Consider the following 15,397-nt stretch of genomic DNA (forward strand, 5'->3'; position numbering starts at 1 on the left):
GAAGGAGATCGACATCATGGGCAAGCACGTCATCGTCGGAGCCGGCCAGGTCGGATCCCCGCTCGCCGAAGCGCTCGCGTCCAGCGGCCACGAGGTGACCGTGGTGACCAGGTCGGGTTCGGGCCCGGCCACACCAGGGGTGACACGACTCGCCGCGGACGCGAGCGACGGGGAACGGCTCGCGAGCATCGCCAAGGGCGCCGAGGCGCTCTACAACTGCGCGAACCCGCAGTACCACCGCTGGGCGCGGGACTGGCCGCCGATGGCGAACGCGATGCTCGGCGCGGCCGAGAAGAGCGGGGCGGTACTGGTCACGCTCAGCAACCTCTACGGGTACGGCCCGGTCGACCGGCCGATGACCGAGGACCTGCCGCTGGCAGCGCCGGGCACCAAGGGCCGGGTCAGGGCGAAGATGTGGTCCGACGCGCTCGCCGCGCACCAGGCGGGGCGCGTGCGGATCACCGAAGTGCGGGGATCGGACTTCTTCGGCCCGAACATGATCGACCTGTCGTTCTTCGGCAGCCGGTTCATCAAGCCGATCCTGGCGGGGAAGACGGTGCGGGTGCCCGCCGACCCCGACCAGCCGCACAGCGTGACCTACCTCCCGGACGCGGCACGGGCCCTCGCGGTCGTGGCGCTCGACGAGCGGGCCTGGGGCCGCGCCTGGCACGTCCCCACCGGCCCCGCGCTCACGATCCGGCGGATGGCCGAGCGCATCGCCTCGGCCGAGGGAGCGCCCAAGCCCGAACTGGCCGCCATCCCGCACTGGACCATGCGCGCGGCCGGGCTCTTCTCACCCCTGCTCCGCGAACTGGAGGAGACCCGCTACCAGTTCGTCCGCCCCTTCATCCTCGACTCCTCCGCCTTCGAAACCACCTTCGACGTCCCCTCGACCCCCTTCGACGACGCCCTCAAACACACCCTCACCTGGTGGCACACCACCCACCCCGCCTGAGGGCCACCGGCACCGCCGATCACCATGCGAGGGCGTGACCGACGCGTTACGCTGTGTTGCCAAAGGGGTCCGGTTCTGTGCCGCGACCCGGGTGGCGGTGGCGTGCGGACGGAGGCGAGAAGTGACCCTTGGACGCGTGCCCTCAAACGAATGCCGCGGCGGGGCGCGCTACCCGGTGATCAGCCGATCGGCGATGATGATGACGCGCGAGTCGACGGGAGGAGGAACGCGACATGGACGACATCAGAACCCGCACAGGGCTGCTGAGCCAGAGCGATGCCGCACGCTTCCTCGAAATCCGGCAGCAGACCTTCAACCGCTGGGCGCGAGATCACGAGGAGGATCCTCCGCTCCTGCACGTCCTTCCCTCGTCCATGCCCCGGGAGGCCACCGTCCCCCTCGTGGCGGTGGCGGAGGCCTACGTCCTGGACGCCCTGCGGCGGGCGGGCGTGAAGCCGCACAAGATCCGGCCCGCGCTGCGGCGGCTGCGGAAGGAGTTCGGACACGACTACGTTCTTCTGGCTCCCGAACTGGCGACCGACGGCATCGACGTCCTGTGGGACTTCTCTCGCACCAAGGCCGGTGCGGGGCTCATCGAGGCCAGGACCGGCCAGCATGTCATCCGCGAGATCGTGAGCGACTACCTCGACTACCTCATGCGCGCCGAGGACGGCTTTCCTGGGAGCCTGCGGCTGAGAAGCTGCCTCCCGTCGAACGTGGTGATAGACCCGCTCAGGGCGTTCGGGCAGCCCATCTTCGCGGGGACGCGTACCCGGGTGGCCGAGGTCGCGGCCATGATGAAGGCAGGGGAGGCGCCCGAGGTGATCGTCGATGAGCTCGGAGTCACCCTCGACGACGTCAGAACCGCCACCCGCATCCTCTTGGGCCACGCCGCCTGAGTTCTATCTCGACGAGAACAGCGTCAGCCGCAGCGTCCGCAAACTGCTCTCCGGGTTGGGCTATCAGGTGCATACACCGGCTGAGTTGTTCGGATCACGGGAGAAGGCCCTGGGCGCGCCTGACGATCAGTGGCTGCCGCTGGTCGGGCAGCGCGGCTGGGTGGTGATCGCGTCGGACATCCACATCTTTCAACGCCCGCACGAGTACCAGGCATATCTCAAGGCCAGGGTCGCGGTCTTCCTGCTACCGGGGGAGTCGAGGGTCGAGGAGCGCATGGACTTGATCACCTGCGGTCTGTCGGTGATGTGCGGTGAGGCGAGCCAGCATCGCTCGGGTGTGTGGCGGTTGACTCCGCGAGGGCCCGAGCCATACGTAACGCCGATCACCAAGGGGAGGCGATCGCCACGCTCCAAGACCCGGAGCGGGTGAGTCAGCGGAGGGCCGGGGGTCGTCCGTTGGTGAATGGTGCGGATTGGGTGGTGGGGGGTGGGGGCGGTCGGCAGGATGCCGGGTATGGGTGGTGGGTTCGTGAGCGGTGGGGTGCGGCGGGCGGTGGTGGGGGACGCGGCGGCGCTGGTGCGGCTGCGCGGTCTCATGCTGGAGGCGATGGGGATGACGGTCGGGGGCGAGGACGCGGGGTGGCGCGCGGTCGCCGAGGCGTGGTTCGCCGAACGGTTGCGGGACAAGGCGAACTTCGTCGCCTATGTCGTGGAGGACGCGGAGCTCGGGGTCGTGTCCAGCGCGGTCGGCGCCTGCGAACGGCGCGCTCCGGGGCCGGTGAACCCGGCGGGGGTGCACGGGCACGTGTCGAACATCAGCACCGATCCTCGCAGGCGGCGCCGTGGTCACGCCAGGGCGTGCCTGGACGCGGTGCTCGGCTGGTTCCGTGAGGAGACCGAGGTGCGGGTGATCGACCTCAACGCCACCGGCGACGGCATCGAGCTCTACCGTTCCGTCGGTTTCGATGCTCCGCGCTTCCCCGCCCTCCAGCTCAGGATCAGGGAGATGACCACCGCGTCCGGCCGGGCGACGGACGCCGACCGGCCAGGTGGCGGCCGTAGTCTCTGGGCATGACGACGACGCGGGTGGCGATGATCGGTCTCGGGGACATCGCGGAGAAGGCGTACCTGCCGGTGCTGGGGGCCACGCCCGGCCTCGACCTGCTGCTCTGCACGCGGAACCGGGCGACTCTCGCGCGTCTCGGGGACGAGTACCGGATCCGGGAGAGGTTCACCTCGGTGGAGCAGGTGATCGGCGCCGGCGTCGAGGCGGCGTTCGTACACGCGTCCACCCAGGCGCACCCGGAGATCGTGACGGCGTTGCTCCGGGCCGGCGTGCACGTGTACGTGGACAAGCCGCTGGCCTACGACCTCGCCGACGCCGAAAAGCTGGTGGGTCTCGCGGGGGAGCGCGGGCTCTCGCTCATGGTGGGGTTCAACCGAAGGTACGCGCCGGGGTACGCCGGTCTGCGGAACCTGCCCCGGGACCTGATCGTCATGCAGAAGCATCGAGCCGGGCAGCCGGACGACCCCCGGCGGGTTGTCTTCGACGACTTCATCCACGTGGTGGATACGCTGCGATTTCTGGCGCCGGGGGATATTTCCGATACGAGGATCGAGGTCCGGACGCGGGGTGGACTGCTGGAACACGTGGTCCTGCACCTCTCCGGCCGTACCGATCCGGGATCGGGCCGTACCGATCCGGGAACGGGACACGCGGACCCCGGGGTCGGTCACGCGGAGCAGAGGGACGGCCGTGCGGAGACGGGAGCCGGTGGCGTGGAGTCGGGGGCCGATGGGTTCGAGTGGGTGGGTGGTCGTGGGGAGCGGGGAGCCGGAGTTGCTGGGCGGGGGGAAAGGGGTGGTTCGGACGTGGGCGGGTTCACGGCGATCGGGATGATGAGCAGGGTGAGCGGGTCGAGTGAGGAGACCTGCGAGATCATCGGGGGCGGCGGCAAACGCCGCATCGTCAACCTCGCCGAGGTCGTCGACTACGACGGCGCGGAGACGGTGACCCGGCGCGGCGACTGGATCCCGGTCGCGCGGCAGCGGGGCATCGAGCAGGTGTGCCACGAGTTCCTCGCGTCCCTGCGCGACGGCCGCGTCATCTCCGCCGCCGACGCCCTGCTGACCCACGCCACGTGCGAGCAGATCGTCACCGCCGCCGGTTCGCCCTCATAGCCGGTCAAGGACCTGTCGCGAACCAGGGCTCGGCCGTGGCGGCGACGCGGTCGGCGTCGCCCGTGAGGCCCATGACCTCCAGGGACTCCGCCATGCCTACCGGGTCACTCGGCGGCGCCGGACTGGGTGAGGAGGTTCTGGTACCAGGTGTCGTACGGGTGGTTGGTCGCCGGATAGTTGGCCAGGGGGTTGGTGGCGTTGCCGGCCGAGTCGAAGTCCCAGCCGCGTACGAGCCGCCCCGCCTGCCGCGCCGCGGTGATGAACGAGGACTCGCCGGCGGGGGCGGCGTAGAACAGCGCGCCCTGCTGGAGTTCCGCGCTGTCGCCCTTCTGGAACTCGCCGAAGGCGGTCTGCGGGAAACGGATGCGGTCGCCGGTGAACCTGTCGGTGTCGATCCGCAGGGTCTGGGCCGGGGTCGAGCCGTCGGCGCCGTTCCACACGTGCACGCGCGAGGCGCCACTGGCCGAGGTGGTCGCGTCGTAGCGGGCGTCGGAGGTCTTGGCGTTGCCGCTCCACGCGACCGTCATGGCGCCGGCGTTGAGCGAGCCGTTCCAGGTCCAGTTCTGGTTGCTGCTGTTGCTGCGATGTATCTCGCGCACCTGGGTGCCCGCCGCGTCGGTGAACCTGACCGTCGGCAGGACGCCGTCGTCGTACCGCCGGCTGGCCGACCAGGTGATCTCGCCATCGGCACCGAGATGACCGACGTGATACCACAGCGTGCTTGCGCTCTGCGACTGGTGGACCTCGACCAGGTCGCCGTTGTCGTTCAGCGCGACGGCCGGCGTGACGCCGGTGTCGTACCTGCCGTGGCGCAGCCAGGTCACCCGGCCGTCGGCACCGTAGCTGCCTGTCCAGTACCAGAGCACGCCCGCGCCCGAGTCGTTCACCTGTACGACCTGGCCGCGACTGTTGATCGCGACGGCCGGGTGGTAGCCGATGTCGCGTTTGTACGCGGTGCGTGTCTTGCCGTCGCCGGAGATCACCGCGAGCACCCGGCCGCGCAGCGCGTCCACCGAAGGTGAGGTGGCCGGGTAGTCCCTGGCCCAGTACAGCCGCGAGCCGAAGACCGAAGTGAGCTCCTGGTTGAGCGCGGCCAGGTTGCCCGCGGCGTACGAGGCGTTGTCGGTCAGGTCGTCCTTGACGTCGAGCGCGACGACGATCGGCGCGGCGGTGGGGTGCTGCGCGGACCAGGCGTTGATCACGGTGAGCCAGTCACGCAGCCGATTCGACGCGGGGTTCCCCGTGTGGTCGACCAGGTTGCCGGGCGAGTCATGCCCGACGGAGTAGTCCTGCGAGGTGGCATATTCGTTGTCGTGAATGTCGAGTTCGACAAAGCGGATGCCGTGGTCGAGCTGGTAGGCGATCGAGTTCTTCGCGCCGTCGACGTTGCCGGAGTAACTGTTGTGCGTGGCCCGGAAGATCGCCGACGATAACGGCGACTCCGCCGCCGCCTCGGCGTTTCCGCTGATCAGCGGCACGAATCCGGCGATGAGGAGTGCGGGCAGGACGAGTCTTGATCGGGACATTCTTTGATCTTCACATCGGCGATGATCCCCGACAATACGATCACATGTGCGGTTCAGGTCTTCTTCTTGAACAGTGGCCTGCGGAGCCTCGGTTGTTTGAGTAATCACCGATATAGAGCCCCGGGCGGATAAACAGACGAACACCCTTGGCCTCCGTGGCGCGATGCCCATCCTGAGGCTGAGTACGACGCCGGGGGCGTTCACCGCCGAGATAATCACGAGCGTTGTGATCACGGTGCGGGCAGGATGTTGTCGTGGACCATGTTCTGTGCGGCCTTGCCTTCAATCCGGCCCTGCCGTCTGAGGTGGTCGACCGGCTGATCGCGACCGCCGACGAGGACATCGCCGCCGGTCTGGCCGAGCGTGCGGACCTCACCCGTGCGCAGGCCGCCGCGCTGGCCTCGCGCAGTGAACAGAGCATCGCGAGACTCGCCGAGCGGGGCCTGCTGAAGGCCGACGACGTCGATCCGGTGGCGCGGCCGCTCGCCGCGCTCGCCCTGCTTGCCGAGGGTGCCGGTCGCCCGGAGTGGGCACGCCTGCTCGCGGCGGACCCGATCGCCGGACACCGGGAGAAACTGGCCGCCTGTCCCGGCCTTCCGCCGGAGGTGACGGAGACCCTCGCAGCCGACGCGGACATCCGGGTCGTCGTGGAACTCGCGCTGTGGGCGACACCGGACATGGCCGCCCGGCTGGCGGAGCACCCGCATGCCGAGGTCCGCAGCGCGGTGGCATGCAACGAGGTGACCCCTCCGACGGTGCTGGCCGCCCTGGTCGGCGGCGAAGGGCTGCCCCCGGCGCGGCGGTGCCTGGTCTGTGATCGCGAGGAGATCCCGTTCACCCACGATCCGGAATGCCCCAGGCTCGACTGCGACCTGCCGCCGGGTGCCTCATGTGACGGCTCTCACGAGTCCACCGTTCACCAGACGCACCTGAACGCGCTGGGGAACCCGGCCACGCCCGCCGCGGCCGTCGTCGGCTTCGCCGGCCATTCCTCGATGCTGCTCCGCTGGTCGCTGGCCGCCCGCCCCGACCTGCCCTCGGCGACGTACGAACGTCTCGCGGGCAGTCCGGAACCCGGTGTCCGTGCCACCCTCGCCGCGAATCCCGCGATCGACGACGACCTGATCCGCGTACTGTCCATCGATCCCGGCCACGACGTGCGACGCGGCGTCGCCCGCAACCCCCGCGTGCCGCTGGAGGTCCTCACCCGCCTGGCGGGCACCGCCGGAATCGGCCCCGTCCTGCTGCCTCGGATCGCCACCGCCTCGCCCGCCGAGGTTGAAGAACTGGCCGCATCGCCGGATCCGGCCGTACGGATGCTGCTAGCCGAACGGCGCGACCTGCCCCCAGAGATCCGCGACGCGCTGGCCGCCGACCCCGACGCCAAGGTGCTCAAGTCCATCGCACCGCACCCGGGCCTGTCCGAAGCCCGGCTACGTGCCATGGTGGACCGGCACGGGGTGCGCGTCGTCGCCAGGGTGGCGAGAAACCCGGACGCCTCGCCGGCGTTGCTGGAAGACCTGACCCGGCACCGGCCGCCGGTGAGCAAGGCGTTCCGTGAGATAGCCCGGCGGCGCGACGTGACGGCCCCGGCACTGCTGGCCTGCCTGCTGGAACGGCAGGCCAGGCCCATCGCCGCCGGTCACCCGGGCCTGCCGCCCCAGCTCATCGTCGAGCTGCTCGCCGATGACGACTGGCAGGTGGTACAGGCGGCAGCGGCCAATCCGTCGCTGCCGACCGCGGTGATGCTGAAGCTGGCGCCCTGACCGGTGAGAGGAACGCCGGCTGGACGGGCCTGGTGGGCGGGTCAGCGGGTGGTGAGGTAGTGGGTGGATAGGGTGCGGAGGGTGGTGTGGGTGGAGGCGTAGGGGGTGGGGGTGTTTAGGTAGGCCTTGGGGATTTTGGCGACCATTGTGTAGTTGGTGTCGCAGACGTTGCCGACGGGGGCCTCGGCGCCCTGGCTGACGAGTTGGTAGGCGTCCAGTTCGTCCAGGCCGGTCAGGGAGGACGTCCAGGTGACGAGGTCGTGCTGGCTGATGCGGTAGGCGTCCTCAAGCGGGCGTGCCGACCCGGTGGACATGATGTGCAGGTCGTCCTCCAGCCGGGGCCACGGGGTGGTGACGCCCTTGATGAGGTCGACCGCGACGACGGTGTTCATCGCGGCCTCCACCGCCGTGCCGCAGACCTCCCCGTGTCCCTGGCGGCAGTGCCCGTCGCCGATGGAGAACAGTGCGCCGTCGACGTTGACCCCGAGGTAGACGGTGACCCCGGCCCGCAGCTCGGGGGTGTCCATGTTGCCGCCGTGCGCGTCCGGGGTGATCGTCATCCGGGCCTCTGAGGCGGCGGGGGCGACGCCGACCGTGCCGTGCATGGGGTCGAGCGGCATCTCGACGGCGAAGTCGCCGCGCCTGGCCTGGTAGCGCACGACCCGCTTCTCGCGGTCGACCTCGTACAGCCACACGACTTCGTCCAGCGGCGGCTGGAGCATGGCGGTGGTGTGGGTGCCGGTCAGCGCGCCGAAGTGCGGGAACGTGGTGGACACCGCCCAGTCGCGTGCCGGTTCGATCGAGATGAAGTGCAGGGCGAGCGTGTCGCCGGGTTCGGCGCCCTCGACGTGGAAGGGGCCGGTCACCGGGTTGAGGTAGGGGAACTCGCACACCTTGGAGGGGAGGTCGCCGAACCCGCGTACCCGCCCGCCGAAGCAGTCCTCGGTGAAGAGCTCCACGACCGTGCCCGGCCGGACCCTGCCCACGGCGGGGCGTCCGCCGAAGGTGTAGGACAGCTCTTCGGGGGCGGGCTGGTAGGAGACGACGTTCACTCGGAGACCTCCGAATCAATGGCGGACAGGGTGGGGCGCCGGCCCATGGCGTAGGAGCCGGCGAGGATGATCAGGCCGATGGCGAGCCAGACGAAGCCGAGCACCTGGGCGGCGACCTTGGCGTTGATCACGACGTACAGCAGGATCAGGAAGCCGATCGCCGGGGCGACCAGGTGGCGCCACCAGTCGCGGCTGCGCTGGCGCACCACGTAGTGGACGATGACCGACACGTGCAGGGCGAGGAAGGCGGTCATGGCGCCGAAGTTCACCAGCGTGCTGAGCAGCGAGATCCCGTCGTCGCGCGAGCTCATGTACAGGCCGAGGACCAGGGACACCGCGGCGACCAGGAACGTGGCGTTGACCGGGACGCGGTGCTTGGGGTGGATCTTGCCGAGGAACTTCGGGAGCTGCCGGTCGCGGGCCATGGCGAACAGCAGGCGCGAGGTGGCCGCCTGCGCGACCAGGGAGTTGGCGAATCCCCAGGCCACGGCGGTGGCGACGGCGGTGAGCACGCTCAGCCAGTGGCCGCCCGCGTACTCGGCGGTGGTGTAGAAGGACGCGGGGTCGTCCTTGGCGAGCAGCCCGGCGCGGTCGGGGACGAGCAGCGCGGCCACCCAGGTCTGCACGACGAACAGCACGCCGGCGAGCGCGAGCGCGTAGACCATGGACCTGCCGAGGCGGCGGGTGTCCTCGCGGCTCTCCTCGGCGAGCATCGAGATGCCGTCGAAGCCGAGGAAGGACAGCACCGCCACCGAGACGGCCCCGAACACCAGCGGCCAGGAGAACGTCGTGGAGTCGAACAGCGGGCTGAGCGCGGCGCCGTGGCCCTTGCCCTGGGCGAGGGCGACGAGCCCGATGACCAGGAAGATCGCCAGGACGATCAGCTCCGCGACCAGCATGATCTTGTTCATGCGGGCGGTCATCTCGATGCCCATGTAGTTGACGATCGTGTTCAGCACGATGAAGCCGATCAGCCAGCCCCAGATCGGCACGGCGGGGATGAACGACGCCATCGCGGCGCTGGCCACCAGGTACAGCAGGGCGGGCACCAGCACGTAGTCCAGCAGGATGACCCAGCCGGCGAGGAAGCCCACCGGCGCGGAGATCCCCCGGCCCGCGTAGGTGTAGACCGAGCCCGCCATCGGGAACGCCTGCGCCATCTGCGCGTAGGACATCGCGGTGAACGCCATGGCGATCATGCCGATGACGTAGGCGAGCGCCACCATCCCGCCCGACGCCTTGAAGACGGTGCCGAAGATGCCGAACGGCGCGATCGGCACCATGAAGATCAGGCCGTAGATCAGCAGGTCGGTGAAGCTGAGTGAGCGCCGCAACTCCTGCTTGTAGCCGAAGCGTTCCACGGTGGGGCCCCCGGGCGGCGGGGACACGGACGAGGGCGATGCGTCTGAGGGAGAGGACACGGACGGCTCCTTCACAAGCGGGGGCAGAGCCGTACGATAGAGCTAATCCTTGAAAACGGAAAGGTTTCCATTGAAAGTTGTACGCGCCGGTCATACCGTGCGATCCGCCCCCTGCCGGGCGCGCCTCCAGGAGCCCCGCGAGGGCCTAGGCGGAGGTGACCACGTCGAAGTCGAGCCCGTCGGCCCGGCCCACGTACACCCGCTGCCGCACGTGGCGGCCGGAGAGGGTCAGCCGGCCACGCCCGCTGACGATCGTGGTGCCGTCGGCGACCGCCTCGATCGCGGGCACCGCCAGCGTCCCGGCCCGGCGGGCCAGGGCCGTCAGCATGAGCACGCCCTCGTAGCAGCCGTGCCCGTGCCCGTTCAGCAGCGGCGCGGCCGGCCCGAACCTGCGGGTGTACCGCTCGGCCAGGCCGAGGTTGGCGTCGCCGGGGATGCTGCCGAAGTAGCCCATCGCGGCGTACAGCTCGCCGGTGGCGTCGCCGCCGATGGCCAGCAGGCCGTGCTCCTCCAGCGCGCCGCACAGCCGGGGGACGTCGAGCCCGCTCGCCGTGAACGCCCGGTTGAACGCGACCAGGTCGCTGCCGATGAGGTTGAGCAGCACGGCGTCCGGCCGGACGGCGGCCAGCTCCTCGATCAGCGGGGCCATGGCGGTGGTGCCGGAGGGGACGAACCGCTCGCCGACCACCGTCGCCGACCGGGCCCGGAGGTGGCGGCGCGCCGAGGCGTGGACCAGGCGCGGCCAGACGTAGTCGTTGCCGAGCAGGAACCAGCGCCGGGCCCGCCGGTGGTCGATCAGCCAGTCGAGACCTGGGCCGACCTGCCGGGACGCGGGCTCGCCGAGGTAGTAGACGCCCCGCTCACGGGCGCCGCCCTCGTACGGGGGCGTGTAGACGAACGGGACCGCGCCGCCGAGCGAGCGCTCGATCGCCACGCGCACGTCGCTGGCGTGCGTGCCGACCAGCGCCTGCACCGCACCGGCGCGCACCAGCCCGGCCACCTCGCGGGCGACCTGCCCCGGGCCGCGGCCGCCGTCCACCAGGACCAGCTCGACCGGCCTGCCCAGCACCCCGCCGGCGGCGTTGACCTCGGCCGACGCCAGCATGGCGCAGTTGATCGCGCACGGCCCGAGCAGGCCGAGCACGCCGGAGACCGGCACCACCAGGCCGACGCGCAGCGTGTCGGACCGCAGAAGGTGAGCTTCGAGGGGGTCGATGACCACCGTGACGGGATCGGTCACGAGCAAGAGTATCCTCCTTGCGCACGCCCGGACGGAGGGAACCCTCGATGGTGACCACGGGACTCGGATCGTCCCTCGCGTATCTGCTGAGCCGCGCCGAGCGCAGCGTGAACCGCGACCTGGCCGCGGTGCTCACCGCCGAGGAGGTGACCGTCGACCAGTGGCGCATCCTCCAGGCGCTCGCCGACGGGCGCGGTCACTCGATGGGCGATCTCGCCGAGGCCGCCCTGATGCCGCACCCCACGCTCACCAAGGCCGTGGACCGGCTCGTCGAGCGGGCCGTGGTCTACCGCGGGCATGATCCGGCCGATCGCCGCAAGGTGGCGGTGTTCCTCGCCGATCGGGGCGACGACCTGCTCGGCCGCCTGGAGGCGGGGATCGCCGAGCACCACCGGGCCATCCTCGCGACCTACGGCGCGGCCCGCACCGAACGCCTGATGAGCGAGCTCGAACACCTGGTGCGTTCCCTCGAAGGCTGACCTCGCCGGCCTCGTAGCCGACCTCGACCAGGGCTGTTTGCGCATAGGGTTCATAACGCTGTTCAAAAGAGGAGGTCACGTGCCCGAGCTGGTGATAGGGCCGATGCTGCGCTACGTCGACGAGACGAGCGCGTCCATCTGGGTCGAGACGAGCGAGCCGTGTGAGGTCACCGTCGAGGTCGATGGCACGCGCGCGGCCGACCGCACCTTCACCCTGCACGGCCACCACTACGCGATCGTCGACGTGGAGGGCACCGGCGCCTACGCCGTAGAGCTGGACGGGCGGAGGGTGTGGCCGCTGGAGGGGGCGCCCGACAGCCAGATCTGCCCGCTCGAAGAGCTCGGCCGGGTCGTCTTCGGCTCGTGCAGGACCACGGTCCCGCACGACGACGAGCACGTGGCCACGCACGGCGTCGACGTCCTGCGCGAGTTCGGCGTGCGGCTGATGGAGGGGGCCGACCTCCCCAGCCTGCTGCTGTTCCTCGGCGACCAGGTGTACGCCGACGAGCCGTCGCAGGAGATGCTCGACTTCATCCACGCCCGCAGGCAGGACGGGCCTGAGGAGATCGTCGACTTCGAGGAGTACGCCGAGCTGTACCGGCTGGCCTGGACCGACCCGGTGGTCCGGTGGGTGCTGTCGACCGTGCCGACCGCGATGATCTTCGATGACCACGACGTGCGCGACGACTGGAACACCTCCATCGCCTGGCGGCGCAAGATGGCCGACGTGCCGTGGTGGAAGAACCGGATCACCTCGGCGCTCGGCGCGTACTGGGTCTACCAGCACCTCGGCAACCTCTCGCCGTCCGAGCGCAAGGCCGACCCGATGTACGCCGAGCTGCACGGCCGCGACACCGACGGGGCGGCGCTGCTCGACGAGTTCGCCAGGAAGGCCGACGAGGACCCCTCCTCGACGCGGTGGAGCTACACGCGCGACGTCGGCGGGACCCGGCTGATCATGCTGGACACCCGCTGCGCGCGGGAGCTCGACCCGCAGAACCGCCGGATGCTCGACGAAGACGAGTGGACCTGGTTCACCGAACAGGCCACCGGCGGCGTGGACCACCTGCTGATCGGCTCCTCGGTCCCGGTGTTCCTGCCGAGCGGCATCTTCGACGTCGAGAGCTGGAACGAGGCCGTCGCCGGCGGCGCCTGGGGGCGCAGGGCGGCGGTGTGGGGCGAGAAGATCCGGCAGGCGCTCGACCTGGAGCACTGGGGGGCCTTCCGCCGGTCGTTCGAGGAGCTGGGCAGCCTGCTCGTCGACATCGCGGCGGGCCGCAAGGGGCGCGCCCCGGCCACCATCGTGCTGATGTCCGGGGACGTGCACTACTCCTACCTGGCGGCGGCGGGCCCCGCCTCGGCCGACCTGGAGTCCGCCCGCATCTACCAGGCGGTCTGCTCGCCGATCCGCAACCCGCTGAGCCGCACGCTGCGCCTGGCCAACGTGATCGGGTCCTTCGGGGTCGCCAGCGTCGTGGGCGGCATCCTGGTCCGCATGGCGAGGCTGCCCCGCCGCACCCTGCGGTGGAAGATCACCAACGGCCCGTGGTTCCCCAACGCGCTCGGGACGATCGACCTGGACGGCCGGTCCGCGGGGCTGCGCTGGCACACCGCGCGCCCCGACTACGAGGAACTGGTCGAGATCCGGCTGACCGACTGAGACAGCTCCGACAGGACGGCGGCGAGCTGGTCGACGGCCCAGTTCAGGTCCTCCTCCGACACCACCAGCGGCGGCGCGAGGCGGATCGTGGAGCCGTGGGTGTCCTTGGCCAGCACTCCGCGCCGCATCAGCGCCTCGCAGACCTCGCGGCCGGTGCCGATCGAGGGGTCGACGTCCACCCCGGCCCACAGTCCACGGCCCCGGACGGCGATGACGCCGTGGCCGCCCTGGTCGGCGGGCCCGATCAGGGCGCGCAGCCGTTCGTGCAGGACCGCGCCGAGCTCCTTGGCCCTGGCCTGGTACTCGCCGGTGCGCAGCAGCCCGATGACGGCGCTCCCCACGGCGCAGGCCAGCGGGTTGCCGCCGAACGTCGAGCCGTGCTGGCCGGGCTTGATGACCCCGAGCACGCCGGCGTCGGCGACCACGGCCGACACCGGGACGACGCCGCCGCCGAGCGCCTTGCCCAGCACGTACATGTCGGGCACCACGCCGTCGTGGTCGCAGGCGAACGTGTCACCGGTGCGGCCGAGGCCCGACTGGATCTCGTCGGCGATGAGCAGCACGTTGTTCTCGGTGCAGATCTCCCTGACCTGCGCCAGGTACCCGGCGGGCGGCACCAGCACGCCCGCCTCGCCCTGGATCGGCTCGATCAGCACCGCGACGGTGTCGGCGTCGATGGCCTCCCGGATCGCCTCGGCCGAGCCGTACTTCACGATCGTGAAGCCGGGCGTCGCCGGGCCGAAGCCGTCGCGGGCGTCCGGGTCGGTGGAGAAGCTCACGATCGTGGTGGTACGGCCGTGGAAGTTGTCCTCCATGACCACGATGTTCGCCCGGCCGGGGGTGACCCCCTTGACGTCGTAGCCCCACTTGCGGGCCACCTTGATCGCGGTCTCGACGGCCTCGGCGCCGGTGTTCATCGGCAGGACCATGTCCTTGCCGCACAGGTCGGCGAGGCCCTGGCAGAAGTCGGCGAACCGGTCGTGGAAGAACGCCCGGCTGGTCAGCGTGAGCCGCTGGAGCTGGTCCTGGGCGGCCTTGAGGATCTCGGGGTTGCCGTGGCCGAAGTTCAGCGACGAGTACCCGGCCAGGCAGTCGAGGTAGCGCGTGCCCTCCACGTCGGTGACCCAGGCGCCGAGGGCCTCGCGGACGACGACGGGAAGCGGGTGGTAGTTGTGGGCGCTGCGCCGCTCGCTCAGCTCGATGAGTTCCCTGGTGGTGCTCATGCGCGGATCTCCAGTGTGCAGCACTTCGGACCGCCGCCGGCCTTGCGCAGTTCGCTCAGGTCGACGGGGATGACGTTGAGACCCCTGCGCTTCAGCTCCAGGGCGAGCTCGCCGGCCTCGACGTTCAGGACGACGTTGTGGCCGTCGCTGACGGCGTTGAGGCCGAGCACGGCGGCGTCGTCGGCGGAGGCCAGGACGGCGTCGGGGAACATGCGCCCGAGCACTTCCCGGCTGCCCGGCGAGAACGCGCCCGGATAGTACGCCACGGTGCGCCCGTCGATCGGGAACAGGGCGGTGTCGAGGTGGTAGTAGCGCGGGTCGACGAGCTGGAGGGTCACCACGGGGCGGCCGAGGAACTCCTGGGCCTCCTTGTGCGCGGTGATCGAGGTGCGGAAGCCGGTGCCGGCCAGGATCACCTCGTCCAGGGTGAGGAAGTCGCCCTCGCCCTCGTTGGTCCAGGACGGCTCCATGACCGGGCCGTACCCGTTGCCGGTGAACCACCGCAGGTAGGCGGGGCCCTCGGCGGCGCGCTCGGCGCTCGCGAACTTCGCCCCGTAGACCCGGCCGCCCACCACCAGGGCGCCGTTGGCGGCGAACACCATGTCCGGCAGGCCGTCGATCGGGTCGATCAAGCTGACCGTGTGGCCCAGTTCCTCGTAGACGTCCTTGAGCTGTTCCCACTGGCGGACGGCGGTGGCGGCGTCCGCCCCCGTGGCCGGGTCCATCCAGGGATTGATCGCGTAGGTGACCGCGAAGTGGTCGGGACGACACATGAGGTAATGCCGGCTGCGCGCCATCTATCACTCCGTCTGATAACGGCTGGTCGGGGATGGCTTCAGCCTAGGAAGGGGGAAAGGTCCGGACCAGCGGCGGAGCTTGCGCGCGCCCGAAGATCGGTTGCGTGCATCGAGGGCGGCGCGGCGATTTATTGCGTAGGCAGGAAACGCCGTTTGGGTCGTCCCAAGTTGGAGGTCGCGCAGGTTACGCACCGTTTC

General features: G+C 70.4%; 14 protein-coding genes. 8 read left to right on the forward strand and 6 right to left on the reverse strand.

The features are described from left to right. The first annotated feature begins 16 nt into the window (after positions 1-16). The 5 genes from NYZ98_RS12255 to NYZ98_RS12275 all read left to right on the forward strand — a co-directional run bounded on the left by NYZ98_RS12255 (position 17) and on the right by NYZ98_RS12275 (position 4,035). On the forward strand, positions 17-955 hold the full coding sequence (locus tag NYZ98_RS12255) for an NAD-dependent epimerase/dehydratase family protein (protein ID WP_262842765.1): 939 nt from the start codon (positions 17-19) through the stop codon (positions 953-955). Positions 956-1,188: 233 nt separating this feature from the next. Further along, positions 1,189-1,854: a DUF433 domain-containing protein gene (locus tag NYZ98_RS12260; RefSeq protein WP_262842766.1), complete on the forward strand. Its 666-nt coding sequence runs from the start codon at positions 1,189-1,191 to the stop codon at positions 1,852-1,854. A 55-nt stretch (positions 1,855-1,909) separates the two neighbouring features. Next, on the forward strand, positions 1,910-2,284 hold the full coding sequence (locus NYZ98_RS12265) for a PIN-like domain-containing protein (protein ID WP_262842767.1): 375 nt from the start codon (positions 1,910-1,912) through the stop codon (positions 2,282-2,284). 84 nt (positions 2,285-2,368) lie between these two features. Continuing rightward, a complete protein-coding gene (locus NYZ98_RS12270; protein WP_262842768.1) occupies positions 2,369-2,929 on the forward strand; it encodes a GNAT family N-acetyltransferase in 561 nt (186 codons plus the stop codon). After that, positions 2,926-4,035 (forward strand): Gfo/Idh/MocA family protein, encoded by a 1,110-nt coding sequence (locus NYZ98_RS12275; RefSeq protein WP_262842769.1) that lies wholly within the window; start codon positions 2,926-2,928, stop codon positions 4,033-4,035. Before NYZ98_RS12270 ends, NYZ98_RS12275 begins: the two co-directional genes overlap by 4 nt. 104 nt (positions 4,036-4,139) lie before the next feature. Here NYZ98_RS12275 and NYZ98_RS12280 read toward each other — a convergent pair whose 3' ends face one another. Then, positions 4,140-5,561: a phosphatidylinositol-specific phospholipase C domain-containing protein gene (locus NYZ98_RS12280; protein WP_262842770.1), complete on the reverse strand. Its 1,422-nt coding sequence runs from the start codon at positions 5,559-5,561 to the stop codon at positions 4,140-4,142. A gap of 254 nt (positions 5,562-5,815) precedes the next feature. On the opposite strand from NYZ98_RS12280, the gene NYZ98_RS12285 reads away from it, so the two are divergent. Then, the gene (locus NYZ98_RS12285) at positions 5,816-7,327 is read left to right on the forward strand and encodes a hypothetical protein (protein ID WP_262842771.1); all 1,512 of its coding nucleotides are present in this window, start codon (positions 5,816-5,818) and stop codon (positions 7,325-7,327) included. Between the two features lie 41 nt (positions 7,328-7,368). Here the strand turns inward: NYZ98_RS12285 and NYZ98_RS12290 are convergent, their stop codons facing one another. The 3 genes from NYZ98_RS12290 to NYZ98_RS12300 form a co-directional block, all read right to left on the reverse strand. Continuing rightward, positions 7,369-8,379, reverse strand: coding sequence for an acetamidase/formamidase family protein (locus NYZ98_RS12290; RefSeq protein WP_262842772.1), 1,011 nt, complete (start codon positions 8,377-8,379; stop codon positions 7,369-7,371). Further along, positions 8,376-9,800, reverse strand: coding sequence for an APC family permease (locus NYZ98_RS12295; protein WP_262842773.1), 1,425 nt, complete (start codon positions 9,798-9,800; stop codon positions 8,376-8,378). The genes NYZ98_RS12290 and NYZ98_RS12295 overlap by 4 nt, the downstream gene beginning before the upstream one ends. 145 nt (positions 9,801-9,945) lie before the next feature. Further along, positions 9,946-11,040 carry a substrate-binding domain-containing protein gene (locus tag NYZ98_RS12300; RefSeq protein WP_262842774.1) on the reverse strand — a complete coding sequence of 365 codons (1,095 nt, stop codon included), beginning with the start codon at positions 11,038-11,040 and terminating at the stop codon, positions 9,946-9,948. 47 nt (positions 11,041-11,087) lie between these two features. Between NYZ98_RS12300 and NYZ98_RS12305 the strand changes: the two genes are divergently transcribed. Together NYZ98_RS12305 and NYZ98_RS12310 are read left to right on the forward strand one after the other, a co-directional pair. After that, positions 11,088-11,519 (forward strand): MarR family winged helix-turn-helix transcriptional regulator, encoded by a 432-nt coding sequence (locus NYZ98_RS12305; RefSeq protein WP_262842775.1) that lies wholly within the window; start codon positions 11,088-11,090, stop codon positions 11,517-11,519. Between the two features lie 79 nt (positions 11,520-11,598). Continuing rightward, positions 11,599-13,179: an alkaline phosphatase D family protein gene (locus NYZ98_RS12310; RefSeq protein ID WP_262842776.1), complete on the forward strand. Its 1,581-nt coding sequence runs from the start codon at positions 11,599-11,601 to the stop codon at positions 13,177-13,179. On the opposite strand, the gene rocD is transcribed toward NYZ98_RS12310, so the two are convergent. Then, complete coding sequence (gene rocD / locus NYZ98_RS12315; RefSeq protein WP_262842777.1) at positions 13,143-14,402, reverse strand: ornithine--oxo-acid transaminase; 1,260 nt, start codon at positions 14,400-14,402, stop codon at positions 13,143-13,145. The two genes, NYZ98_RS12310 and rocD, sit on opposite strands and share 37 nt — an antisense overlap. Then, the gene (gene ddaH, locus NYZ98_RS12320) at positions 14,399-15,199 is read right to left on the reverse strand and encodes a dimethylargininase (RefSeq protein WP_262842778.1); all 801 of its coding nucleotides are present in this window, start codon (positions 15,197-15,199) and stop codon (positions 14,399-14,401) included. The genes rocD and ddaH overlap by 4 nt, the downstream gene beginning before the upstream one ends. Positions 15,200-15,397: the final 198 nt, after the last annotated feature.

The organism is Sphaerisporangium corydalis (assembly GCF_025506355.1).
Lineage (GTDB): Bacteria > Actinomycetota > Actinomycetes > Streptosporangiales > Streptosporangiaceae > Sphaerisporangium > Sphaerisporangium corydalis.

Excerpts from the sequence above, each read along its gene's own strand:
- NYZ98_RS12255 (WP_262842765.1), top strand. The coding sequence starts at position 17 with ATGGGCAAGCACGTCATCGTCGGAGCCGGCCAGGTCGGATCCCCGCTC.
- NYZ98_RS12260 (WP_262842766.1), top strand. The coding sequence starts at position 1,189 with ATGGACGACATCAGAACCCGCACAGGGCTGCTGAGCCAGAGCGATGCC.
- NYZ98_RS12270 (WP_262842768.1), top strand. The coding sequence starts at position 2,369 with ATGGGTGGTGGGTTCGTGAGCGGTGGGGTGCGGCGGGCGGTGGTGGGG.
- NYZ98_RS12275 (WP_262842769.1), top strand. The coding sequence starts at position 2,926 with ATGACGACGACGCGGGTGGCGATGATCGGTCTCGGGGACATCGCGGAG.
- NYZ98_RS12280 (WP_262842770.1), bottom strand. The coding sequence starts at position 5,561 with ATGTCCCGATCAAGACTCGTCCTGCCCGCACTCCTCATCGCCGGATTC.
- NYZ98_RS12305 (WP_262842775.1), top strand. The coding sequence starts at position 11,088 with ATGGTGACCACGGGACTCGGATCGTCCCTCGCGTATCTGCTGAGCCGC.
- rocD (WP_262842777.1), bottom strand. The coding sequence starts at position 14,402 with ATGAGCACCACCAGGGAACTCATCGAGCTGAGCGAGCGGCGCAGCGCC.
- ddaH (WP_262842778.1), bottom strand. The coding sequence starts at position 15,199 with ATGGCGCGCAGCCGGCATTACCTCATGTGTCGTCCCGACCACTTCGCG.